This is a genomic window from Shinella sp. WSC3-e (assembly GCF_945994535.1).
Taxonomy (GTDB): Bacteria; Pseudomonadota; Alphaproteobacteria; order Rhizobiales; family Rhizobiaceae; genus Shinella; species Shinella yambaruensis.
The window spans coordinates 4,565,559-4,588,925 of record NZ_OZ000530.1 but is presented as its reverse complement, the minus strand read 5'-3'; the positions used below and the strand labels follow the sequence as shown (position 1 = coordinate 4,588,925).

21 protein-coding genes and 1 tRNA gene are annotated in these 23,367 nt (G+C 65.0%); 12 read left to right on the top strand and 10 right to left on the bottom strand.

Annotated features, from left to right (window positions below; genetic code table 11):
* Positions 1 to 3 precede the first annotated feature (3 nt).
* Positions 4 to 816: a DeoR/GlpR family DNA-binding transcription regulator gene (locus tag AABF56_RS22530; protein WP_244767499.1), complete on the bottom strand. Its 813-nt coding sequence runs from the start codon at positions 814 to 816 to the stop codon at positions 4 to 6.
* 200 nt (positions 817 to 1,016) lie between these two features.
* Between AABF56_RS22530 and AABF56_RS22525 the strand changes: the two genes are divergently transcribed.
* From AABF56_RS22525 to AABF56_RS22515, 3 genes are all read left to right on the top strand, one after another.
* Entirely contained in the window at positions 1,017 to 3,110 is a 2,094-nt protein-coding gene (locus AABF56_RS22525; RefSeq protein WP_272804394.1) for a bifunctional rhamnulose-1-phosphate aldolase/short-chain dehydrogenase, read from the top strand.
* 10 nt (positions 3,111 to 3,120) lie between these two features.
* Positions 3,121 to 4,410: an L-rhamnose catabolism isomerase gene (rhaI, locus tag AABF56_RS22520; protein WP_272804393.1), complete on the top strand. Its 1,290-nt coding sequence runs from the start codon at positions 3,121 to 3,123 to the stop codon at positions 4,408 to 4,410.
* Between the two features lie 95 nt (positions 4,411 to 4,505).
* Positions 4,506 to 4,760 carry a GlsB/YeaQ/YmgE family stress response membrane protein gene (locus AABF56_RS22515; RefSeq protein ID WP_064328845.1) on the top strand — a complete coding sequence of 85 codons (255 nt, stop codon included), beginning with the start codon at positions 4,506 to 4,508 and terminating at the stop codon, positions 4,758 to 4,760.
* Between the two features lie 55 nt (positions 4,761 to 4,815).
* Here the strand turns inward: AABF56_RS22515 and AABF56_RS22510 are convergent, their stop codons facing one another.
* Both AABF56_RS22510 and AABF56_RS22505 read right to left on the bottom strand, forming a co-directional pair.
* A complete protein-coding gene (locus AABF56_RS22510; protein ID WP_272804392.1) occupies positions 4,816 to 5,847 on the bottom strand; it encodes a hydroxyacid dehydrogenase in 1,032 nt (343 codons plus the stop codon).
* A 52-nt stretch (positions 5,848 to 5,899) separates the two neighbouring features.
* A complete protein-coding gene (locus tag AABF56_RS22505; RefSeq protein ID WP_272804391.1) occupies positions 5,900 to 6,178 on the bottom strand; it encodes a hypothetical protein in 279 nt (92 codons plus the stop codon).
* A 110-nt stretch (positions 6,179 to 6,288) separates the two neighbouring features.
* Here AABF56_RS22505 and AABF56_RS22500 point away from each other — a divergent pair, with 110 nt between their 5' ends.
* Genes AABF56_RS22500 through AABF56_RS22490 form a run of 3 tightly spaced genes read left to right on the top strand, consistent with a single transcriptional unit; the run spans position 6,289 to position 9,094 of the window.
* On the top strand, positions 6,289 to 6,915 hold the full coding sequence (locus tag AABF56_RS22500; protein ID WP_244767494.1) for a ribonuclease D: 627 nt from the start codon (positions 6,289 to 6,291) through the stop codon (positions 6,913 to 6,915).
* Between the two features lie 7 nt (positions 6,916 to 6,922).
* Complete coding sequence (locus AABF56_RS22495; RefSeq protein ID WP_443021082.1) at positions 6,923 to 7,795, top strand: DUF817 domain-containing protein; 873 nt, start codon at positions 6,923 to 6,925, stop codon at positions 7,793 to 7,795.
* 51 nt (positions 7,796 to 7,846) lie between these two features.
* A complete protein-coding gene (locus AABF56_RS22490; RefSeq protein WP_272804390.1) occupies positions 7,847 to 9,094 on the top strand; it encodes a hypothetical protein in 1,248 nt (415 codons plus the stop codon).
* Positions 9,095 to 9,096: 2 nt separating this feature from the next.
* Here AABF56_RS22490 and AABF56_RS22485 read toward each other — a convergent pair whose 3' ends face one another.
* Together AABF56_RS22485 and AABF56_RS22480 are read right to left on the bottom strand one after the other, a co-directional pair.
* Positions 9,097 to 9,432: a DUF6665 family protein gene (locus tag AABF56_RS22485; protein ID WP_272804389.1), complete on the bottom strand. Its 336-nt coding sequence runs from the start codon at positions 9,430 to 9,432 to the stop codon at positions 9,097 to 9,099.
* Between the two features lie 59 nt (positions 9,433 to 9,491).
* Positions 9,492 to 10,874, bottom strand: coding sequence for a nicotinate phosphoribosyltransferase (locus AABF56_RS22480; protein ID WP_272804388.1), 1,383 nt, complete (start codon positions 10,872 to 10,874; stop codon positions 9,492 to 9,494).
* Positions 10,875 to 11,281: 407 nt separating this feature from the next.
* Here AABF56_RS22480 and AABF56_RS22475 point away from each other — a divergent pair, with 407 nt between their 5' ends.
* Positions 11,282 to 12,841: a hypothetical protein gene (locus tag AABF56_RS22475; protein WP_272804387.1), complete on the top strand. Its 1,560-nt coding sequence runs from the start codon at positions 11,282 to 11,284 to the stop codon at positions 12,839 to 12,841.
* Positions 12,842 to 12,909: 68 nt separating this feature from the next.
* Here AABF56_RS22475 and rpsA read toward each other — a convergent pair whose 3' ends face one another.
* The 4 genes from rpsA to aroA form a co-directional block, all read right to left on the bottom strand.
* On the bottom strand, positions 12,910 to 14,616 hold the full coding sequence (rpsA, locus tag AABF56_RS22470; protein WP_272804386.1) for a 30S ribosomal protein S1: 1,707 nt from the start codon (positions 14,614 to 14,616) through the stop codon (positions 12,910 to 12,912).
* 141 nt (positions 14,617 to 14,757) lie between these two features.
* Entirely contained in the window at positions 14,758 to 15,390 is a 633-nt protein-coding gene (gene cmk, locus AABF56_RS22465) for a (d)CMP kinase (RefSeq protein WP_272804385.1), read from the bottom strand.
* Entirely contained in the window at positions 15,387 to 16,181 is a 795-nt protein-coding gene (locus AABF56_RS22460; RefSeq protein ID WP_272804384.1) for a hypothetical protein, read from the bottom strand. The genes cmk and AABF56_RS22460 overlap by 4 nt, the downstream gene beginning before the upstream one ends.
* Positions 16,182 to 16,218: 37 nt before the next feature.
* A complete protein-coding gene (gene aroA / locus AABF56_RS22455) occupies positions 16,219 to 17,565 on the bottom strand; it encodes a 3-phosphoshikimate 1-carboxyvinyltransferase (protein ID WP_272807397.1) in 1,347 nt (448 codons plus the stop codon).
* A gap of 261 nt (positions 17,566 to 17,826) precedes the next feature.
* On the opposite strand from aroA, the gene AABF56_RS22450 reads away from it, so the two are divergent.
* Together AABF56_RS22450 and AABF56_RS22445 are read left to right on the top strand one after the other, a co-directional pair.
* A complete protein-coding gene (locus AABF56_RS22450; RefSeq protein WP_244767486.1) occupies positions 17,827 to 18,216 on the top strand; it encodes a TIGR02300 family protein in 390 nt (129 codons plus the stop codon).
* A gap of 146 nt (positions 18,217 to 18,362) precedes the next feature.
* Positions 18,363 to 18,438, top strand: a tRNA-Ala gene (locus AABF56_RS22445).
* A 66-nt stretch (positions 18,439 to 18,504) separates the two neighbouring features.
* Here the strand turns inward: AABF56_RS22445 and AABF56_RS22440 are convergent.
* Positions 18,505 to 19,107: a TetR/AcrR family transcriptional regulator gene (locus AABF56_RS22440; RefSeq protein ID WP_244767485.1), complete on the bottom strand. Its 603-nt coding sequence runs from the start codon at positions 19,105 to 19,107 to the stop codon at positions 18,505 to 18,507.
* A gap of 152 nt (positions 19,108 to 19,259) precedes the next feature.
* Between AABF56_RS22440 and AABF56_RS22435 the strand changes: the two genes are divergently transcribed.
* Genes AABF56_RS22435 through AABF56_RS22425 form a run of 3 tightly spaced genes read left to right on the top strand, consistent with a single transcriptional unit; the run spans position 19,260 to position 23,363 of the window.
* Positions 19,260 to 20,201 carry an ABC transporter substrate-binding protein gene (locus AABF56_RS22435; protein ID WP_272804383.1) on the top strand — a complete coding sequence of 314 codons (942 nt, stop codon included), beginning with the start codon at positions 19,260 to 19,262 and terminating at the stop codon, positions 20,199 to 20,201.
* Positions 20,202 to 20,226: 25 nt separating this feature from the next.
* Positions 20,227 to 21,294, top strand: a complete 1,068-nt coding sequence (locus AABF56_RS22430; RefSeq protein WP_272804382.1) for a quaternary amine ABC transporter ATP-binding protein — start codon at positions 20,227 to 20,229, stop codon at positions 21,292 to 21,294.
* On the top strand, positions 21,291 to 23,363 hold the full coding sequence (locus AABF56_RS22425) for an ABC transporter permease subunit (RefSeq protein ID WP_272804381.1): 2,073 nt from the start codon (positions 21,291 to 21,293) through the stop codon (positions 23,361 to 23,363). Before AABF56_RS22430 ends, AABF56_RS22425 begins: the two co-directional genes overlap by 4 nt.
* The last annotated feature ends 4 nt before the right edge of the window (positions 23,364 to 23,367 follow it).

The following is a 23,367-nucleotide window of genomic DNA, read 5'->3' as shown; positions in this document are numbered from 1 at the left end:
GCCTCACGCCGATGAGGGTGCATTCCCAGTCTTGGCGTCCGCCTGAACGTTCGCGACGATCAGGTTGACGCCGGCCTCCTCCAGCATCGCGGCGTCCCTGTCCTCGATGCCCGAATCCGTGATGATGGTGGCGATGCGCTTCAGCCCGCACAGGATGAGGCTGGAGCGCTTCTTGAATTTCGTGGAATCGACCAGCACGACGAGTTCGTCCGCCTGGTCGATCAGCTTCTGCTCGGCCTGGATCAGCAGCGGATCGGCCTCCATCAGGCCGAGCGGCCCGAGGCCCTGCGCGCCCATGAACATGCGGCGCGCATAGAAATTGCGCGTCACGTCATTGTCGAAGGGGCTGAGCACGATGTTTTGCTCACGGTAGATCGTGCCGCCGGAGAGCATGATCGTGTTCTTCGAGTGCTTCAGCAGGTGCTCGGCGATGTTGAACGAGTTGGTGAAGACCTGCATGCGGCGGTTGGTCAGGAAGTGCACCATCTGGAACGTGGTGGTACCGCCGTTGATGATGATCGGGTCGCCATCCTCGCAGAGCGCGACCGCCTCCTTGGCGATCGCCTGCTTCTGGCGGGTGTTGAGGGTTTCGTTGACCGTGAAGGGCCGGCCGGCGAGGCCCACGAATTGCGGCGGATGCAGTGCCTCCGCCCCGCCGCGCACCCGGCGCAGCTTCTTCTGCACATGCAGCGCCGCGATGTCGCGCCGGATCGTCGCTTCCGAACTGTCGGTCAGGTCCACCAGCTCGGGCACGGTGACGACCGGCTTTTCCTGAACCGCGGACAGAATGATCCGATGTCTTTCCTTCTCGTGCATGGCTCCTCCAGTGCTGGCAATGCTTCCATCAGGAACGCGCAATGTCAATCACGATCAATCATATTTTTTCATTGTGCGGCGCAATATGATTGTTTTTGATCGTTTATGATTGACATCGGCGATGCTCTCATGTGATCTGAAAGCATGCCTTCAAGCGCGGCGATAGCCATGCGCACGAGAAACACCGGGAGGAAATGCCGATGCTGGAGACGAACCGGGGCGCACGCCTTGCCAACCTGTGGGACGACGCCAAGGCGTCGACCATGCGCGAATCCGAGCGGCTGCTCTATCGCTCCAACCTGCTCGGTTCCGACAAGCGCATCACCAATTACGGCGGCGGCAACACGTCCGCGAAGGTGATGGAGACGGACCCGCTCGGCGCGGGCGAGGTCGAGGTGCTCTGGGTCAAGGGGTCGGGCGGCGATGTCGGCACCATCAGGATGGATGGATTCGCCACGCTCTACATGGACAAGCTCAATGCGCTGAAGGGGCTTTACCGCGGCATCGCGCATGAGGACGAGATGGTGGGCTACTTGCCGCACTGCACCTTCAACCTCAACCCGCGCGCCGCCTCCATCGATACGCCGCTGCACGCCTATGTGCCGAAGAAGCATGTCGACCACATGCACCCCGACGCGATCATCGCCATCGCCGCGGCGAAGAACTCCCGGGAGCTGACGCAGAGGATTTTCGGCGACGACATCGGCTGGCTGCCCTGGAAGCGGCCGGGCTATGAACTTGGCCTGTGGCTGGAAAAGTTCTGCCTGGAAAATCCCGGCGCGCGCGGCGTGGTGCTGGAAAGCCATGGCCTCTTCACCTGGGGCGATACGGCCAGGGAATGCTACGAGACGACGATCGAGATCATCAACAAGGCGATTGCCTGGTTCGAAGAGAACAATACCGCACCTGCCTTCGGCGGCGCGGTGAAGCCGGTGCTTTCCGCCAATGAACGCCGGGCCATCGCGGAAAAGCTGATGCCGGTCATCCGCGGCATGATCGGCCGGGATGAGAAGAAGATCGGCCATTTCGACGACGGGGAAGCGGTGCTCGATTTCGTGACCTCGAAGAACCTTGCGCCGCTTGCCGCGCTCGGCACGAGTTGCCCGGACCATTTCCTGCGCACGAAGATCCGGCCGCTGGTCGTCGATTTCGATCCGGCCGCGCCGGATATCGAAAAGACGCTGGCCGGCCTTTCCGACGCCATCACCGCCTACCGCGCCGACTACGCGGTCTATTACGAGCGCTGCAAGCGGGACAACAGCCCGGCCATGCGCGATCCGAACGCGGTCGTCTATCTCGTGCCCGGCGTCGGCATGATCACCTTCGCCAAGGACAAGGCGACGGCGCGTATTTCGGGCGAATTCTATGTCAACGCCATCAACGTCATGCGCGGCGCCTCCGGCGTCTCCGACTATGTCGGCCTGCCGGAGCAGGAAGCCTTCGACATCGAATACTGGCTGCTGGAGGAGGCGAAGCTCCAGCGCATGCCGAAGCCCAAGAGCCTCGCGGGCCGCATCGCGCTCGTCACGGGCGGGGCCGGCGGCATCGGCAAGGCAACGGCGGACCGGCTGATGGCGGAGGGCGCCTGCGTGGTGCTCGCCGACATCGACGAGGCGGCGCTCGCCGCGGCGGAAAACGAGCTCGCCGGCCGCTACGGCAGGGATGTCGTGCGCTCCGTCTCCATGAACGTCACCGACGAGCCGCTGGTGGCGAGGAGCTTTGCCGATACGCTGGTGGAATTCGGCGGCCTCGACATCCTCGTCTCCAATGCCGGCCTCGCCTCCTCGGCTGTGATCGAGGAGACGACGCTGGACCTGTGGAACAAGAATATCGGCATTCTCGCGACCGGCTATTTCCTCGTCTCGCGCGAAGCCTTCCGCATCTTCCGCAAGCAGAAGGCGGGCGGGAACGTGGTCTTCGTCGCCTCCAAGAACGGCCTTGCCGCCTCCCCCGGCGCTTCGGCCTATTGCACGGCGAAGGCCGCCGAAATCCATCTCGCCCGGTGCCTGGCGCTAGAGGGCGCCTCGGAACAGATCCGCGTCAACGTGGTGAACCCGGACGCCGTGCTGCGCGGCTCGAAGATCTGGACCGGCGAATGGAAGGAGCAGCGCGCCGCGACCTACAAGACGGACGATCTGGAGGCGCATTACCGCGAGCGCTCCATGCTGAAGCTGTCCGTCTTCCCGGAGGATATCGCGGAAGCCATCTACTTCCTCGCCTCCGACATGTCGGCGAAATCGACCGGCAACATCATCAATGTCGACGCGGGCAATGCCCAGTCCTTCACGCGCTGAGGAAATCCCGATGACGATGATTTCCGAAGACTTGGTCGCGCGCGAGAACCAGAAACGTCTCGCCGACCTCAAAAGCGACTACGACCATCTCGGCGCGCAGCTTTCCCGCCGCGGCGTCGATATCGATGCGGTGAAGCGGAAGGTCGCGGCCTATGCGGTGGCCGTGCCCTCCTGGGGCGTCGGCACCGGCGGCACGCGCTTTGCCCGCTTTCCCGGCGAGGGCGAGCCGCGCAACATCTTCGACAAGCTGGAGGACTGCGCGGTCATCCAGGAGCTGACGCGCGCCACGCCGACCGTTTCCCTGCATATTCCCTGGGACAAAGTGACGGACCTGAAGGAACTGAAGGAAAGGGGCAACGCGCTCGGCCTCGGCTTCGACGCGATGAATTCCAACACCTTCTCCGATGCGCCGCAGCAGGAACATTCCTACAAATACGGCTCGCTCTCCCATGCGAATGCCGCAACGCGCCAGCAGGCTGTCGAGCACAATCTCGAATGCATCGCCATCGGCAATGCGCTCGGCTCCAAGGCGCTGACGGTGTGGATCGGCGACGGCACGAATTTTCCGGGGCAGGCGAATTTCACCAAGAGCTTCGAGCGGTATCTCGACGCGATGAAGGCCATCTACAAGGCGTTGCCCGAGGACTGGCGACTCTTCACCGAGCACAAGATGTACGAGCCGGCCTTCTATTCCACCGTCGTGCAGGACTGGGGCACCAACTACCTGATCGCGCAGGAACTCGGCCCGAAAGCCTGGTGCCTCGTCGATCTCGGCCACCATGCGCCGAACGTCAATATCGAGATGATCGTCGCCCGGCTCATCCAGTTCAGGAAACTCGGCGGCTTCCATTTCAACGATTCGAAATATGGCGACGACGACCTCGATACCGGCTCGATCGATCCCTACCGGCTCTTCCTCGTCTTCAACGAACTGGTGGATGCGGAGATGCGCAAGGCCGAAGGTTTTGCGCCGGCGCATATGCTCGACCAGAGCCACAATGTCACCGATCCGATCGAGAGCCTGATGCGCAGCGCCATGGAGGTGTGCCGGGCCTATGCGCAGGGGCTGATCGTCGACCGCGCGGCGCTTGCCGGCTACCAGGAGACGAATGACGCGCTGATGGCATCCGAGACGCTGAAGGCCGGCTTCCGCACGGATGTCGAGCCGATCCTCGCCATGGCGCGGCTGGAGACGGGCGGGGCGATCGATCCGGTCGCGACCTACCGCGCGGCGGGCTACCGGGCAAAGGTGGCGGGGGAACGGCCGGCGGTGGCGAGCGGAGGCGGCGGCATCGTCTGACGCCGCCGAAGAGAAGTTCTCAGACCCTCTTGCTTTCCGGCAAACGGCTGCCAGATTGGACAGGGACAGAACAAGACTGTCTAAGGGAGCATCGTATGGGCATTGAAAGCATTCTCGTTTTCCTCATCGTCGGCGCCATTGCGGGCTGGCTGGCCGGCCTGATCGTTTCGGGCTTCGGCTTCGGCCTGATCGGCAATATCGTCGTCGGCATCGTCGGCGCCTTCATCGCCGGTTTCCTCTTTCCGGCCATCGGCATCAGCCTCGGCAGCGGCATCATCGCCGCGATCATCCATTCCACGATCGGCGCGGTGATCCTGCTCGTGCTCATCAAGGTCATCAAGCGCGCCTGAACGCGCTTTCCGAAAACCGAAAGGCCGTGGCGATCCCTCGCCACGGCCTTTCGTTTCAGTTGACGCTCACCGGTTTCGAGCGCATGCGCGAGACCGTCTCGCGCTCGGCCCGCTTGCAGCGCATCGGCGGCAGGCCGCGATCCATCAGCGCCATGTCCTCCAGCACCATGTCGCCCATCTTCTTGAAGGCGCTGTCCAGCGCGCCGGCACGGTGGGCCGAGCGGATGAAGCCCTTCAGCCCGCGCACCGGATGGTCTGCCGGCAGCGGCTCCTCCGGATAGACATCGCTCGCCGCGACGATATGGCCGGAAGCGACCGCAGCCATCAGCGCCGGGAAATCGACGACGTCCGCCCGGCTGAGCAGGATGAAGGCCGCGCCCTTGCGCATGGAGGCGAAGGCCTCGGCCCCGAGGAACCCCCTGTTCTCGCTCGTCACCGAGGCGACGACGAAGACGAAGTCGCTCATGGCCAGCACCTCGGAGAGCGAGGCCGGCTCGACACCTGCTTCACGCAGCATCGATGGCGGCAGCCAGGGGTCGAAGACGCGGATTTTCGCGCGGAAGCCCGAGAGGACGCGGTTCAGTGCCCGGCCGAGATCGCCGAAGCCGACGATGCCGACCTCGGAACCGGAGAGGAGGCGCGCGGACCGGTTGCCCTCCCCGCCCCACAATTCCATGCCTTCGCGGAAGGCGACATCGGCATCGATCACGCCGCGGGCAAGGTTCAGCGCCATGGCGAGGCCGAGTTCGGCCACCGGCTCGGCAAAGACCTGGCCGGTCGTCACGACATGGATTCCGCGTTCGAACAGGACCTCATAGGGCATGTTGTTGAGGAGGTTGCTCTCGACATTGAGGATCGCGCGCAGGTTCGGCATGCGCGCCAGCGTTTCGGCGGAGAGCGGCGGCTGGCCGATGATGTAGCGCGCTTCTGCAAGCACCGCGTCGCCGAGCCCGGCAATGACTTCCGGATCGGCCTCGACGATGCGATAGGTTCGGCGCAGCTCGGCTTCCGCCGCGGGGGTGAAGATGAGGTCCAGCGTGCGCGGTTCGGGCGCGCTGATCACCAGCGGCAGGCTTTCGTCGGTCATGGCTCCTCCGGATGAATGGCTCCGGCCGGACCGGCCGGGAATGAAAGGGCAGCTACCAGTCGTAGCCGCGCAGGCTCCGCTCGCGCGACAGCGGCAGGTAGCTGCCGCTCGACGTGACGCCGCCGCGCGTACAATTATAGACGGTGCGGCCCCAGTGGCGCTTCGTGCTGTTTTCCGGCGCGGGAATGTATTGCGGCTCGCAGAAGACCTGGTCCTCGGCTTCGTGCTCCTCGGTCGTCACGACGCCGGGCAGGTCATGAAACACCTGTGCGCCGGCAACAGGGGCGAAGAGCAGCGCGGTGAGGGCGGCAAGGATCAATCGTTTCGTCATATCGTCTTTCGGCCGCAGGCCGGTCCTTCGCAATCCATAAAGAAGTACCGCAGGCCGGAAACATGCGCTATAGGCCTGCGGACACAGAGACAGCTTAGATGGGGTTTTTCATGGCAAGTGCAATCCGGTATCACGAAGGTGACATCTCGGCGGCGGATGCCGCCCGCTATACCGGCGCGATCGCCATCGACACCGAAACGCTGGGACTCATCCCGCGCCGCGACCGGCTGTGCGTCGTGCAGCTTTCGCCCGGTGACGGCACGGCGGACGTCATCCGCATCGCCGCCGGCCAGAAGGAAGCGCCGAACCTCACCGCCATGCTGGAAGATCCGGCCCGCCAGAAGATCTTCCACTACGGCCGCTTCGACATCGCCGTGCTGTTCCACACCTTCGGCGTCACCACGGCGCCGGTCTTCTGCACCAAGATCGCCTCGCGCCTGACGCGCACCTATACGGACCGGCACGGCCTGAAGGACAATCTGAAGGAAATGCTCGAAGTCGACATTTCCAAGCAGCAGCAGTCCTCCGACTGGGCGGCCGAGACGCTGTCGCCCGCGCAGCTCGAATATGCCGCCTCCGACGTGCTGCATCTCCATGCCCTGCGCGACAAATTGATGGCGCGCCTCGTGCGCGACGGCCGGCTGGCGCATGCGGAAGCCTGCTTCGCCTTCCTGCCGACCCGCGCCAAGCTCGATCTGCTCGGCTGGGAAGAGACCGACATCTTCGCCCACAGCTGAGCCCGCCGTGCAGAACGGATGGCAGCACCAGACCGGGCCGACGCTGGAGCCGCTGCGCCGGCTGATCCGCGGCCGGCTCGAAACGCTCCCGCCCGGCCTTGCCGAGTTCATCCTGTTCGGGCTGAAGCAGGCCTGGGCCTGCCTCTTCGGCGGGCTCATGCTGGGGCTGATCATCGCCACGAAACTCGTCTGGCAGCCGGGCTGGCCGATCCACCGGTATGACGCGCTGTTCCTGATGGCGCTCGCCATCCAGGTGACGTTCCTCAAGCTGAAGATGGAGACCTTCGAGGAAGCGAAGGTCATCCTCATCTATCACCTCGTCGGCACGGCCATGGAGATCTTCAAGGTCCATATGGGCTCCTGGGTCTATCCGGAGGAGGCCGTGATCCGCATCGGCGGCGTACCGCTTTTTTCCGGCTTCATGTATGCCTCGGTCGGCAGCTACATGGCGCGCGCCATCCGCATCTTCGATATGCGCTTCACCCATTATCCGCCCTTCTGGACGACGGCGGTGCTGGCGATCGCCATCTACGCCAACTTCTACCTGCACCACTTTTTCGTCGATATCCGCCTGGTGCTCTTCGCCGCGACGGTGCTCCTCTTTTGGCGCGTGCGCATCTATTACACGGTGGAGGAGAAGCCGCGCTGGATGCCGCTCGTCGTCGCCGCCTTCCTCACCTCCATCTTCCTCTGGATCGCCGAGAACATCGGCACGGCGACGGGCGTGTGGCTCTATCCGGGCCAGACGACCTGGCACATGGTGCCCCTCACCAAGCTCGGCTCGTGGTATCTCCTGCTCTATGTCAGCTTCGTGCTCGTGACGATCGTCTGCCGGCCGCAGCCGCCCGATCCCCCTGAAAACCCGCGGGCGCAGGCTTAACGCACGGTTAATCCACTCCGACCTATTCTTCCGGCGAGACCGGAGGTTGCCATGTTGACACCCCTGCAGAGCGCGCAGTCCACCGCCGCCGTCTCGGCGATGCAGTCGATCGTCGAAACGCTCGAGGAGCGCCGCCGCGAGGAGGCCGAGAAGGCCAGCGGACGGCCGAAGGACGACGCGCAGAAACAGGCACCGCTGCGCTCCGACGACACGGCGCGGCAGGCCAATGCCCGCATCAACGAACATTTCTTCGGCAGCAATGCCCGCGGCGGGGAAACGCTCGCCAAGCTGATATCCCGCTTCAGCGACACGCTCGGTATCACCCAGCAGGATGGCGAGGGCGCCCGTGCCTTTGCCCAGCGCCTTGCCGACCGGCTGGCGCTCGTCGACCAGGTCTCGCTTCCCGCCAAGGGCAGCACGCTCGACGTCACGCTCCGCGGCCTCGGCACCACGCTCACTGCCGTCAGGCAGGCCATGGCGGGCCCGTCGGACGATGCAGCGGCCAATCTCGTCGCCCGCCTTGCGCTGACCGCCGGCGTGACGCAGGGCGAGGGCGAGGCGGATGCCGATTTCGAGCAGCGCCTTTCCGGCATGCTGACGCGCCTCCGCGGCGAACTGCCGGAAGACGTGGCGACGCTCGAGAAGAAATCCGGCCTCACCGATCTCGGCCTCAAGGCGACCGATCTCATCGCGGCGATCCGCAATCCCTATGGCACGGAAGCCGGGCGGGTGAAGGATGCGCTTGCGCAGAAGGCCGAGGACGAGAAGGCGCTGACGCCCGAAATGCGCAAGGTGCTCGCGCGCCTGGAGGACGCGGCGAACCCGAAGACCATCGAGGAGCTGAAGCTCGACCGGACCCGGCGCGACCCGACCCGCATCGAGGATGCGGAAACGCGCAAGGAACGCGAGGAGACGATCCGCTCGCTGGAAGCCGGCGAGAAGCTGGAGGACGTGCAGGACCTCCAGGACGCGGTGGGCCGCGCCCATGCCGATGTGGCCAAGGGCGTGCGAGAGGACAAGCGGCGGGACGATCCGGCCGCCGCGCTCGACACGATCCAGCTGCTCGCCGCCGGTGCCGAGACGACCCAGCTTGCCGACAAGGTCCCCGCCAAGACGGAAAAAGCCGGCGACGGCGAGGATATCCCGGCGGAAACGACGGGCGAGGCCGTTCGCAAGCTCGACGCAGCCGGCGTGCAGGAACAGGAAGAGCGCGAAGCGGCGCGCAAGGAAATCTTCGCACTGCGCGTCGACGACAACGGCATCTACGATCTCATCACGCGCCAGATCGTCGCCCTGTAGTTTCAGGCCTTGCGCCGCACGATGCCGAGCCGGGCGATGACCTCCGGCGGAATGGCGTAGCGGCGGATCGCGTCCTTCTGGCTGCGCAGGCCGCATATTTCCCGCTGGATGAAGAAGGCCCAGACCTTGTCGGCCGCGTCGTTGAGAAGGTCTTCCCGCTCCGCCTCGCCGCAACCCGCAGCAAGGCGCCCGGCCAGCAGTTCCAGCGCCTTCTCCACCTTCAGCCCGTGCCGGCCGAGCGCGTCCGCCCGCTCCGACATCAGTTCGTATTCGAGGATATTCAGCCCCGTGTCCTTGCTGAAGGAGGGGGCGAGCGCCTGCGGCGGGCGAACCGTCATCTTTCGTCTCCAGTCATCGGACTCAAAGATGGCGCTCCGGGAGCCCTGCCGCAAGGCCCTTAGGCGGCGCGGGCGCGCACGGCGTCGAAGGTCCAGTCGACAAGGAGCCTGCCGTCGCGCCAGACGGGCTGCAGAAGGTTCTCGCGGCCGGCGAGCTGGTCGATGCGCGCGGCCTCAAGCCCGCCGACGCCCATCACTACGGCCTGGCGCCCGGCCTTGGAGGCCTTGAGGTTCATCGTCGCAGGACGCTTGTAGACGTCGTGCCAGGTGCCGTCGGTGTCCTGCCTGGCATTGGCCTTCATGGCGAAGGAATAGATGTCGCGGTTGACCTTCTGCAGGAGCCCTGCCCCCATGCCGAAGGCGATGTTTTCCGCCGAGAAGCCGAAGGCTTCCAGCCGGCCGAGGATGAGGCCGATATCGGCGGGCGAGATGCCGTCGCCCTGGATGACGCGCACGCTGTTGTCCAGCACCTTGTAGCCCTTGGCGTTGAGATGCGTGCCGAAGGCATAGGCGAGCTGGCGCACGACCTGAACCGGCGTTTCCACCGGATCGCCGCTGTCTGGCCGCACGACGAGCGTGCCGCCGGCGGCCTTCACCCGGTCCTTCAACTGCTTGCCCCAGATCTCCGTGACGGCATTGTTGATGTCGTAGCTGTCGGACACGACCGCATAGAGGCCCTTCTCGCCGAACCGGTCGATCATGTTGCCATAGGCCTCCGCCTCGCGCTCCTGGCCCCACGACGTCATGGTCGAATGCTCGGAGGCGGGGATGGAGAAGCCGGCCATCTCGGCACCGTAATAACGGCGCGCGAACAGCACGCCGCTTACCGTATCCGTGCCCATGAAGTTGACGAGATGCGCCGCCCCGCCGATGCCCGCCTGCTCGAAACTCGTCGTGCCACGCGCGCCAAAATCGTGCAGGCGGAAGGGGAGCACGGCGGCCGGGTCCTCGCAGGTCTTTTCCAGGATCGGCCGGATGATCTCTCTCACCTTGCGCGAATTGGAGGCGACGGTGCTCGGATACCAGATGGCGCGCAGCAGCGCCGTCTCGACATAGGAGGTCAGCCAGTAGCATTCGGGATCGGTGTTCACCACCTGCGCGACCGGCACGCCGCGGCGCACCAGCGTGCCCTCCGGCAGCGCCTCGATGAGCAGCGGCAGGAAACCGCCGTGTTTCGCGACGATATGCGTCCAGCCCGCGCGGTTGAACGGCAGGCCATGCGCCGTGACGATCCCCTCGGCCTCGTCCACGTCCGCCATCGTCACCGGTTTCGACAGGTATTCCTTGAGGAACATCTGGAGGCCGAAGAACAGCACTTCCGCCTGCTCGGAATGGCCGCGCGCCTCGACATAGGAGGAGATGGCGCGGGTTTCCGGAGGGTATTGCAGGTAGTGGCTGAACTTGTAGCTGTCGGTGTTGAGGATGAGGTTGGTGAGGTTCATCGAGGGTCTCCGCCGCATCCGCGGCCGGCGAACGAGCGGCGGCGCAACAGTGCCGCGAAGATTTACGCGAGCCGAGCATAAGGGGCAAGAGCCGCCGCGCGGGACAATTCGAGGCGGCAATGCTGCATATGCGAAGCGCCGGCCGCCGCATTAGCAATTCGTTAACCATAAAATGTCAATTGTAACCTATGGAAAGTTGTTCGGAGTTCCGGGTTCGCCCGTCCGGCACAATCGAGTGGCTCCGTGCCTGCCGGGTTGCCCGCCGCCTCCCTCGTACCTGCCCGGTTCGCCCGGGCTGAAAGCTCACCAGCTCGCAGCGTCGCGCATGATGCGCCATCCGACGACCGATGGACCATTGGCAGGCCTTGTGATGCGGACGGCATCGGCAGGGAGAACAGGAGGCAGGCATGCTGCCGCGTTTGGCAATGACGACCGATACCATGCAGCCTTCCCTCGCCGTTCCGGCGGGCGCATCGGTCGAGGCCGCCGCCAGGCCGCAGCTTTCCCCCGCCGCCCTTGCAAACCTGAGGGCCGAGGTACTGCTGCGCCTCATCGAGACCATGCTGAAGCACATGCCGCGCGCCGGGGAGACCAATCCGGGCCGCGACCTGATGGAAACGTTGCTCGCCGTGCTGAAGACCCTGCCCGGCCGCGAGGGCGGCGGCGGCCGCAAGCTCGCCGACCTTCTTGCCAGGCTGCCGCCGGAGCTTCGCCCGAGTGTCGAAAAGCTGATCGGCACGGTCCTCTCCTCCATGCCGACGCGCAGCCTCGTCGAGGTGGTGCGTCATCCGAACGGGCCGCAGGCGCGCAAACTCGCCGCCTTTCTTTCCGCAAGCCTCAAGGCCGATACGCCCGCCACCCTGCGCGCGGAAGACAAGCCACGGCCGCTCGGGCTGAATGCCCAGCAGCTTGCCGCGGTCGGCCGCCACAATCCGCAGCAGGCAGGCCAGCCGGCGCAGCTTCTCGGCGATGTTCGTGCCCTGCAGACGATGCTGAAGCGCATCTTCGATTTCGACGGCGGCGGCAAATCGCGCCCGGCAACCACGCGGACGCTGGAAACGACCGTCAACCGGCCGGAGCTTGCCACGCCCAACCGGCTACCGGCCGGGGAAAACGCCGCGCAGCGCAGCGGGCAGCCCGTATCGACGCCCACGACCAGGGCCGACAATCCGCTGCCGGTCGAGATCGCGGAACCGGCGATCCGCCACGATGGAGGCGGCGAGAAGACCGAAACCACAACGCCGGTCGTGAGGCGGGACGACATGCCGGCCAGGACCCAGGTCGCCAATGCGGCAGGACAGGCACTTGCCCGCAGCGTGCTGCAGGCCGTCACCCGCGACATGGCGCCGGCCCTGCTAATGCCGGCCGTCGCCCAGCTTCTGGAAAACCTGTCGCTGGAAGAGGCAAATTTCATCCGTTCCCTGCTGGAGCGCCCGATCGAGCCGATGAGCGAGGCAGAACTCGCCCTCTTCGCGACCGAGGGCAGCGAACAGGCCGAGATGGCACCGGAGAGCGGCAAGGTCCGCACCGTGACGGCACAGGCGACGCCCGCCCTGCAGGAGGCGCACGCCGAGGCGGACGAGCCGCTGCCGCTGCCGACACCGACGCTGCAGGCCCGCGAGGCGCTCCAGGCGGCCCTTGCGGATGCGACGCCGGAAAGGCTGCTTGCGGTAGCCATCCTGCGCGAGGGCATACCGCTCGCCTTCGTGCCCTATCTGCCGGCCGAAGAAGACCTCGACTGGTCCGAGGGCCGCGAAAGCGGCGAGGAAGACGAGACCGCGAACGAGGAGCATGGCGACGACGCGGAAGCCGGCAACGAGGCGAGCGAGGACACCGCCTTCGAAGCCTCCGGCGAGGAGCCCGAGGCGGACGACATGGCAAAACGCCGCGAAAAGATTGCCGACATGGTCGGCGTCATCGAACCCGGCCTGGTCTTCTACCAGAAGCTCGGCGACTACTGGACCTGACCGGACCCCAAAGAAAAACCCGCGGAGATCGCTCTCCGCGGGTCCTTCATGTCGAGATAAGCGAACGCTTATTCAGCGTTGTTGCGGTTCTTCAGAGCCGCGCCGAGGATGTCGCCGAGCGAGGCGCCCGAGTCGGACGAACCGAACTGTGCGACGGCTTCCTTCTCTTCGGCGATTTCCAGCGCCTTGATCGAAAGCTGGATCTTGCGATCCTTCTTCGAGAAGTTCAGGACGCGGGCGTCGACGGTCTGGCCGACCGAGAAACGCTCCGGACGCTGTTCGTCGCGGTCGCGCGACAGATCGCCGCGGCGGATGAACGACGTGATGTCCTCGTGGTTGACGAGCTTCACTTCGATGCCGCCATCGTTGATCGCGATGACTTCGGCCGAAACGACGGCGTTCTTGCGCAGGTCGCCGGAAGCCGCAGCTTCGCCGACCGAATCACGGCCGAGCTGCTTGATGCCGAGCGAGATGCGCTCCTTGTCGACGTCCACATCCAGAACGACAGCCTTGACGACGTCGCCCTTGTTGTATTCCTCGATGACCTGCTCGCCCGGACGGTTCCAGTCGAGGTCGGACAGGTGCACCATGCCGTCCACGTCGCCGTCGAGGCCGATGAACAGGCCGAATTCGGTCTTGTTCTTGACTTCGCCTTCGACTTCCGTGCCGGCCGGGTGGCTGTGCGCGAAGGCCTGCCACGGGTTCTCGAGGGTCTGCTTGAGACCCAGCGAGATGCGGCGCTTCGTCGGGTCGACTTCGAGGACGACCACGTCGACTTCCTGGCTGGTGGACAGGATCTTGCCGGGGTGAACGTTCTTCTTCGTCCAGGACATTTCGGAGATGTGGATCAGGCCCTCGATGCCCGGCTCCAGCTCGACGAACGCACCGTAGTCGGTGATGTTCGTGACCGTACCGGAGATCTTCTTGCCGGTCGGGTACTTGGTGCCGATGCCATCCCACGGATCGGACTCGAGCTGCTTCATGCCGAGCGAGATGCGGTGGGTTTCCTGGTTGATGCGGATGATCTGGACCTTGACCTGCTGGCCGATGGACAGGATCTCCGACGGATGGTTGACGCGGCGCCAGGCCATGTCGGTGACGTGCAGCAGGCCGTCGATGCCGCCGAGGTCGACGAACGCACCGTAATCGGTGATGTTCTTGACGACGCCGTCGACAACCTGGCCTTCTTCGAGGTTCTGGACGATTTCAGAACGCTGCTCGGCGCGCGACTCTTCGAGGACCGTGCGGCGCGAGACGACGATGTTGCCGCGACGCTTGTCCATCTTGAGGATTTCGAAGGGCTGCGGGTTGTGCATGAGCGGGGTGACGTCGCGGATCGGACGGATGTCGACCTGCGAACGCGGCAGGAAGGCGACGGCGCCGTCGAGATCGACGGTGAAACCACCCTTGACCTGGTTGAAGATGACGCCTTCGACGCGCTCGCCGGCTTCGAACTTGACTTCGAGCTTGGCCCAGCTCTCTTCGCGGCGAGCCTTTTCGCGCGAAAGGACAGCTTCGCCGAGCGCGTTCTCGATACGCTCGACATAGACTTCGACTTCGTCGCCGACCTTCAGCGTGCCGTCCTTCGACTTCGCGCCGAATTCCTTCAGCGGGACGCGGCCTTCAACCTTGAGGCCGACGTCGACGATGGCGACGTCCTTTTCGATCGCGGTAACGATGCCCTTGGCGACATAGCCTTCGGCGAGATCGTTAGCGGCGAAGGATTCCTGCAGAAGGGCTGCGAAATCTTCGCGCGTGGGGTTTGCTTGAGACATTGAAACTCCTGGTGTGCCAAAAGGCACGGGCGCCGGGGGTTAGCGTTGATGAGGAACGAGGCTGTGTCCGCTGCTCTTGGGCAGCAAATCCGGCGCGGGGACAGGCCTTGTTCTATGCTGGCGCAATTCCGGATGGAAAAGCTAGTGCTTCAATGCGGCGTCGATGATCGACTTGGCCGCCGAAAACGCCGCCTCTATACCCATTTCCGAGGTATCAAGCAAGTGCGCATCGTCGGCCGGTTTCAGCGGGCTGTCCGCCCGGCCCATGTCGCGCTCGTCGCGCCGGCGAATGTCGTCGAGGACCGTCTCGAAATCGGCCACGCCGCCATTGCCGACGATTTCGTCGTAACGCCGCCTGGCGCGCACCTCCGGCGAGGCCGTCACATAGAGCTTTACCGCCGCATCCGGGCAGACGACCGTGCCGATATCGCGCCCATCGAGCACCGTGCCCGGCTCGCGCGCCGCAAAGCCGCGCTGCGCCTCGACCAGCGCGCGGCGCACGGACGGCATGACGGCGATCTTCGAGGCCGCCTCCCCGATATCATGGGCGGACAGCACCGCGCGGTCGAGCCCGCCAAGATCGAGCGTGCGCGCCACCTCGGCCGCGACGGCCTCGTCATCAAGCGGCAGGCCACGGTCAATGAGCGCCTTCGCCGTCGCCCGGTAGGTCAGGCCCGTATCGAGATGATGAAAGCCATAATCCTCCGCAATGCGGCGCGACAGCGTTCCCTTGCCCGCAGCCGCGGGGCCATCGATGGCGATTGTGAAAGTCATTCCGTCACCTGAAAATGGATGTGATCGTCATGGCGTGCAGCCCGGCATCCCTGGAACCGCACGTTCGGATGGACAACACCGAGGCGCTGGGCCAGATGCGGCTCAATGAAAATCCGTTCCACACCGAATTCCGGTCCCTCCAAGGCAAGCCAGCGCAAGGCTGCACCCGTTCTCGCTTCGTCCAGCATCCACGCAGGAAAAAACCCTTGCAGAAACCCCATGTTCCACCGAAGTGTCAAGAGATCGTCACGTTCGGCGCAGGGCAACTGTGTGCCGGGCGCAGGCTCTTCGAAAGCGAAGTAGCCGATTGGTGAGCGTACGGCCCTGTTCAGCGGCGTCCCCTTCTCGTCGCGATAGTAAAACGCGATGTCGAGCTTCCGTCCGTCGTCGTGTGATAGATGGGGCAGAAGCGGGAAGCCGTCCAGGAACGGAAAATTGGCATCGAGAACAAGCGTGATAGTCCCGGGGAATTCCAGGTCTATGGCCACCGAGAGCGCTTCTGCAGCGCGTTTGGCTTCCGTGGTGACGAAGTTCCGATTCAGGGCGCAATAAAGCGGAGACTGAATCTGCAAACTGCCGTCGCCAAAACAGGACAACGGCACACGCCCGAAAAGCGGTGCTGTAAACGACGCCGCGATCGTAGCCGAAGCATACAACAGCAGGAAAACCGCAAGACGGGTCGAGCGCCGGGTGATCTCGCCCCGATGGGCCAGCCAGCGCCCGGCGAGGTATGACACTCCGCCAATCTGCGTGAGCGCGGTCAAAAGAGAAAAGACAAGCGCGATGCGCAATGCCCTCGCGCCTGTTCTTCTCAAGCCCGAAGCCCCTTTATTCGATATGCGCACCCAATCCGGTCATGAGGTTCATGAACTCCGGAAAGCTCGTGGCGATCATCGTCGCGTCGTCCACCGTGACCGGGTTTTCCGAGACGAGGCCCATGACGAGGAAGCTCATGGCGATGCGGTGGTCGAGATGGGTGGCGACGGCGGCGCCAGAGGCATTGCCGAGGCCCTTGCCGTCCGGGCGGCCGCGCACGACGAGCGATGCTTCGCCCTCGTCGCAATCGACGCCGTTGAGCTTCAGGCCGACCGCGACGGCCGAGAGGCGGTCGCTTTCCTTGACGCGCAGCTCTTCCAGGCCGTTCATGACGGTCGTGCCCTCCGCGAAGGCCGCCGCGACGGCGAGAACCGGATATTCGTCGATCATCGACGGCGCGCGGTCTTCCGGCACCGTGACGCCCTTCAGCACCGAGGAGCGCACGCGAAGATCCGCCACGTCCTCGCCGCCGGCAAGGCGCGGGTTCAGCACCTCGATATTGGCGCCCATTTCCTGCAGCGTCAGGATGAGGCCCGTGCGGGTCGGGTTCATCAGCACGTTGAGGATCGTCACATCCGAATCCGGCACGAGCAGCGCCGCGACCAGCGGGAAGGCCGTCGAGGACGGGTCGCCCGGCACGTCGATCACCTGGCCGGTGAGCTTTCCCTGGCCTTCGAGGCGGATCGTGCGCACGCCGTCCGCATCCGTCTCGACGGTAAGGTTGGCACCGAAACCCTGCAGCATCTTTTCGGTATGGTCACGTGTCATGACCGGCTCTATGACGGTGGTGATGCCGGGCGTGTTGAGGCCGGCGAGCAGCACAGCGGACTTCACCTGCGCGGAGGCCATCGGCACGCGATAGGTGATCGGCGTCGGCGTCTTCGGCCCGCGCAGCGTGACCGGCAGGCGGTCGCCATCGGCGGACGTCACCTGCACGCCCATTTCGCGCAGCGGATTGAGGACGCGGCCCATCGGGCGCTTGGTGAGCGAGGCGTCGCCGATGAACGTCGAATCGAAATCATAGACGCCGACGAGGCCCATGGTGAGGCGGCAGCCGGTGCCGGCATTGCCGAAATCGAGCGGCGCTTCGGGCGCGAGCAGCGCGCCGTTGCCGAGGCCATTGATGATCCAGGTGTCGCCGTCCTTGCGGATCTTCGCGCCCATGGCCTGCATGGCCTTGCCCGTATTGATCACGTCCTCGCCTTCGAGCAGGCCCGTGATGCGCGTCTCGCCGCTGGCAAGGCCGCCGAACATGAAGGAGCGGTGGGAAATCGACTTGTCGCCGGGGATGCGGACGGTCCCGGACAGGCCGGAGGATTTGCGGGCGGTTGCGGGCCGTGCACTGGCGCCATGCGACATGGTCGTCTTCCTTATATACATCCACGGCTCCCCGGAGGGGATCACCCGGGGAGAACGCGGGCTTGCTACCACAAACGATTTAAAGCGTCATCATCCCGTCTGAGAAACTATCATCATGAGGTCTGCACGGCGCCTGCCCCAAGTTAGGCTTTGACAGGATTGCCCAAGACGATTATGGGGACCGGCTAATCATTTTACCGTTCAACGCGCCGGCCTCCCCCGGCCCCGCCGGAAACATACGGCACAGAGAAGGCTTTGACTGTGGCAAAAGCGGAACTCGGAACCAAACGCATCGATCCGGAAACCGGCAGGAAATTCTACGACCTGAACCGCGACCCGATCGTTTCCCCCTACACGGGCAAGTCCTATCCGCTCTCCTTCTTCGAGGAAACGTCGGCGGCGGCTGTCCTCGAAAAGGATGAGGACGAGGACGTCAACGAAGTCGATACGGAGAACACGGAAGTCGAGCTCGTTTCGCTCGAGGACGCCGACGAGGATGCAGCAGGCGGCGACGACCTGCCGGATCTCGGCGACGACGACGTTGAGATCGACGGCGACGAGGACGACACGTTCCTCGAGCAGGACGAAGACGACGACGATGAGGACATGACCGGTCTCATCGGCGTGACCGGCGACGAAGACGAAGCTTAAGATTTTGATTTTCCGGCCGGTTTCAAAAAAATCGGCCGGATTTCATTTTTCGGCTTGCCATCTCCGGAGACCGGAAGTAATAAGCCGCCACACCGAACGGCAACGCCGCTTCGGTTCCCGGAAACCGGCTTCGCCGGACCCGTTATGGGGCTATAGCTCAGCTGGGAGAGCGCTTGCATGGCATGCAAGAGGTCAGCGGTTCGATCCCGCTTAGCTCCACCAAACACCACCGGTATTTTTTTATATCATTTTGAGCGACGCCTACCTGCTTGAAGCGCGGGCGAACGCTTATTCCGCAGAACCGGTACCGTGGCGGGTCATGTCCATGAGCCGGCGCAGGAACGTCTTCCGGTCTTCCGGCGCGAACTGGGGCAGGCCGATGGCCTCGTTGAAATAGAGGCCGTCCACGGCGAGGCGGATCACTTCGGCATAAAAGTAGTCGAGGCCATCATCCTTCAGGCGGTCGGCCCACTTCGTGTTCTCCACGGCATAGTCGGCCAGAAGGTCGCGATCGGTCGCGATCCCGGCGATCATGGCGGCAGCGATATCGTCGGCGCCCTCGGCGGGAAAGCTCGTCGTGATATAGGCCCGCAGATAGGAGCCCGGCGCGGGATCGGCCGCCACCATCGCCATGGTCTTCTCCTCGAAGGAATCGAGGCCGGCGGTGATCATGGCGCGGATCAGCGCATCCTTCGAAGAAAAATAATGCAGCAGGCCGCCCTTGCTGATCCCCGCCGCGGTGGCGACGTCGGCCAGCGTCATGCGGGTGACGCCCCGTTCCATCACGATGCGGGTCGCGGCGTTGACGATCGCGGCCCTGATCTCGTCCCCGGTCTTGCGGGTCTTTCGTGCCGGTTTTCCGTCCTTCATCGCCTGCTCACGCTCCATCATCCGCACCCTCTACACGAGACATAACAAAAAGCCCGGGCAGGAAAAGCCCATAAGGGAAAAATTCCGACCGGCTGGACGGATTTTTTTATAGACCGGCTGGACGGTTTGAAATATGGTCCGCCCCGGAGTGAGACATCAAAGGGAGAAATGACGTGCTCGAAGCTCGATCCATCCTGCTGGCGGCGGCCGCGGGTTTTGCATCTCTTGTCCTGGGTCCTGCGGCCAGCACGGCTGCCCCGCTCGGCGATGCCGAGGCCCCGATCCGCATCGCGCTCAACGAATGGACGGGCCAGAACATCACCGCGCATGTCGCCGGCCAGCTGCTGGAGAAGCTCGGCTACAAGGTGCAATACGTCACCGCCGGCAGCTTTCCGCAATGGATCGGCATGCAGGACGGTTCGATCGACATGACACCCGAGCTGTGGACCAACAATCTCGGCGACATCTATCCGAAAATGCTGGAGGCCAAGCAGGTCGAGCCCATCGGTGACCTCGGCCTCAATGCCCGCGACGGCTGGGCCTATACGGATGCGACGCTTGCGATCTGCCCCGGCTTGCCGGACTGGAAGGCCCTGCTGGAGCCGTCCTGCGCGGCGGGGCTCGCCACCGCCGAGACGCTGCCGAACGGGCGCCTCGTCGACTATCCGGCCGACTGGGGCACGGCGTCGGCAAACGAAATCGAGGATTTCAAGCTGCCGCTGACCGCCGTGCCCGCCGGCTCGGAAGGCGCGCTCGTCGCCGAGTTGCAGGCGGCGGCCGCAGCCGACAAGCCGCTGCTGATGCGGTTCTGGGCACCGCACTGGCTGCTGACGCAGGTCAAGCTGAACTGGCTCGACATGCCGCCCTGCGATCCCAATGACGGCGCGCGCTGCATCCTTCCCTCGCCCGTCATCAAGGTGGTGCGCGCCGGCTTCGGCGAGAAATGGCCAGCCGCCCATGCCTTCATGAAACAGTATCAGCTCGGCGCGGAAGACCAGCAGCAGATGATGTTGGAGATCGACCAGAACAAGAAGGAGATCGGCGCGGTCGTCGGTGCCTGGGTCGAAGCCAATTCCGCCCGCTGGTCGCCCTGGATCGACGAAGCCAAGAAGTAAGCGCCAGCATCCGCGGAGAACGGCCATGACATCCCTGTCCCTGCATCCGGGCGAGAGGCGCATCAAACTCGCCTGCCGGGATCTCTGGAAAATCTACGGCGTGCCGCCGCGGGAGGCGGCACAGATCGCCCGCACGGGCGACAGGGCGGCCCTTCAGCGCGAAAGGGACGGGCGAAAGCCGCTCGCCGCCGTTGCCGGCGCGAGCTTCGACATCCACGAGGCGGAAATCTTCGTGCTGATGGGGCTTTCCGGCTCGGGCAAGTCCACCTTGCTGCGGTGCCTTACCCGGCTCATCGATCCCTCCGGCGGCAGCGTCACCCTGGACGGCGAGGACCTGCTGGCAGCGGACCGCCGGCGCATGACCGAGCTGCGCCGCAAGGCGATGGGCATGGTCTTCCAGAATTTCGGCCTGCTGCCGCACCTGACCGTCCTCGACAACGTCGCCTTTCCGTTGCGCGTGCAGGGCATCGACCGGCCCACCCGCGAGGCGCGGGCGCGCGACATGACCGGGCTCGTCGGCCTCCGGGGGCGCGAGGACCAGTTCCCCGCCCAGCTCTCCGGCGGCCAGCAGCAGCGCGTCGGCATTGCCCGCTCGCTTGCCGCAGAGCCGGAGATCTGGTTCCTCGACGAGCCGTTCTCCGCTCTGGACCCGCTGATCCGGCGGCAGATGCAGGACGAATTCATCCGCCTGCAAAAAATGCTGCGCAAGACCATCGTCTTCGTGACCCATGACGTGCAGGAGGCTTTTCGACTGGCCGACCGCATTGCCATCATGCGCGACGGCGCGATCGTGCAGATCGGCACGCCCGCCGAGATCGCCCTGGCTCCGGCCAACGACTATATCGCCGAATTCCTGCGTGACGTGCCGCTGCTGCGGGTGATCCGCGCGGCGGACGTGATGCGTCCGGCAACGGACGGGAGGCCGGCCCTGCCGCGGTTTTCCACCGAAGACGTCCTGGAAGACATCCTGCCTGTCCTTCTTGGCGGCGCGGCCGCCGTCGGCATCTGCGACGCCGCCGGAACGCTTGTCGGCGAGATCGCCGCGGCGAACATATCCGGCCTTTTCGGCACCCAGCGGGCGATGCCAGCATGAAGCCTGCAAGCCTGTCCTTCTCGGCGTCCGCCATCCTGGGAATGGTGGCGATGCCCGCCCTCATGCTGGCGTGCCTTGCCGCCGCCAGGGTCGTGCCCGCCATCGCCGCCTTTCCCGCCGGCTGGGTCATCCCGGTGCCGGCGGCGATCAACACGGTCCTTGGCTGGCTCGTGCCGGCTTTGCAGCCCGTAACGGGTCTTGCCAGCAAGGTTTTTGGCACACTCCTGGACGCGCTCATCGTCACACTGCAGTTCCTGCCCTGGCCAGCGGTTGTCCTTGCGGTCGCGCTTGTCGGTTTCAAGGCGGGCGGCGCCAGGCTCGCCGCTCTCGTCCTTGCCGCGGGCGCCTATATCGTGCTCGCCGGCTTCTGGCGGCAGAGCATGGTGACCCTCTCGCTGGTCCTCCTGTCCGTTCCGCCTTCGGCCCTGCTTGGTTTCCTGCTCGGGCTCGGCGCGTTTTTCCTGCCGCGCCTGCGCCGCGGGCTGGAGCTGGTCTTCGATTTCATGCAGACTTTTCCGGCCTTCGCCTATCTGCTGCCGCTCCTCCTGCTTTTCGGCTTCGGTCCGATCGCCGGGCTCGTGGCCACCGCGATCTACGCGATACCGCCCATGGCGCGCTGCACGCTCAGCGGCCTCGTCGAGGTCCCGCGCGAACGCATCGAGGTTGCCGAAATGAGCGGATGCTCGACCTGGCAACGGCTGGTCTGGGTCGAGCTTCCCTCTGCCCGCCCGATGCTGGCGCTCGGCCTCAACCAGACGACGATGGCCGCTCTCAGCATGGTCATCACCGCCTCGATCGTCGGCGGCGTCGACGATATCGGCTGGGCGGTCCTCAGCGGCCTGCGCCAGGCGGATCTCGGCAAGAGCCTGCTGGCCGGGCTCGTCATTGTGCTCGTCTCCGTCGTGATCGACCGCATCACCGCCGGCCTCTTCCGGCCCCGCTCCGCGGTCGGCACGGGAAAAAACAGGCCCCGCTGGCGACCGATCCTCCTTGCGGCGGCGGCCGTGATCTCGCTCGGGCTCGCCGCGCGCCTTGCCGCTCCCGACCTCCTGCAGGGCTGGAACGAGACACGCGGCATCGTCGATCTCGGCATGCTCAACAGGGCGCTGCTCGGTTTCGTGGCGCGCTACAGCGACCTGCTGGATGCGATCAAGAATGCGGTTCTCTTCTATCTCGTGCTGCCGCTGCGCGTCGGCCTTGCCGGGGCGGTGCTGCCGATGACCTGGGGGTTCTCCATGACGCCGGCCGTTACCGCCGTCTATGCCGCATTGGCCCTGCTTCTCGCGCTCCGGCAGATGGCGAAGGGCCGGCCGTCGGGCGCCGCGGCAATCCTCTGCCTCGCCGCGCTCCTTCATACCGGGTTCGTCGCCTTTCCCTGGCCTGCGGCGCTCGCGCTTGCCGTCTGGGCGGCATGGCGGGCAGCCGGGCCACGGCTTGCGCTCTTCACCGGCCTCAGCCTTGCCTTCGTTCTGATGACGGGCCTGTGGATCCCCTTCGTGAAGTCGCTCTATCTGGTGATCGTCGCCGTGGCGCTCTGCGCGCTGCTCGGCGGGTTCTTCGGGGTGCTTGCCGCGCGCAGCGATCGCTTCTCGGCCGTGCTGCGGCCGATCAACGACGCCCTGCAGACCATGCCGCAATTTGTCTTCCTCATTCCCGCCCTGATGTTCTTCAAGGTCGGCGAGTTCGCCGGGCTGATCGCCATCGCGCTCTATGCCGTCGTGCCGGCGATCCGCTATACCGAAACGGGCTTGCGCAATGTGCCGCCGACGCTGCTGGAGACGGCCCGGCAACTGGGCTGCACCCCTGTCCAGAGCACGCTTCTGGTTCAGGTGCCGACGGCCCGCCCGGCCCTGCTTCTCGGCCTCAACCAGGTGGTGATGGCGGCCATCACCATGCTGCCGATCGCCGCCACCGTCGGCACGTCCGAGCTCGGCCAGCAGATCTACATCGCGCTCGGCAAGGCCGATGCGGGCCTCGGCATCACCGCCGGCCTCGTCTTCTGCCTCCTTGCCATCAATCTCGATCGCATCCTGCGCGGCGTCGCCGGACGCCTGCACAGCGCGCAGTAACACA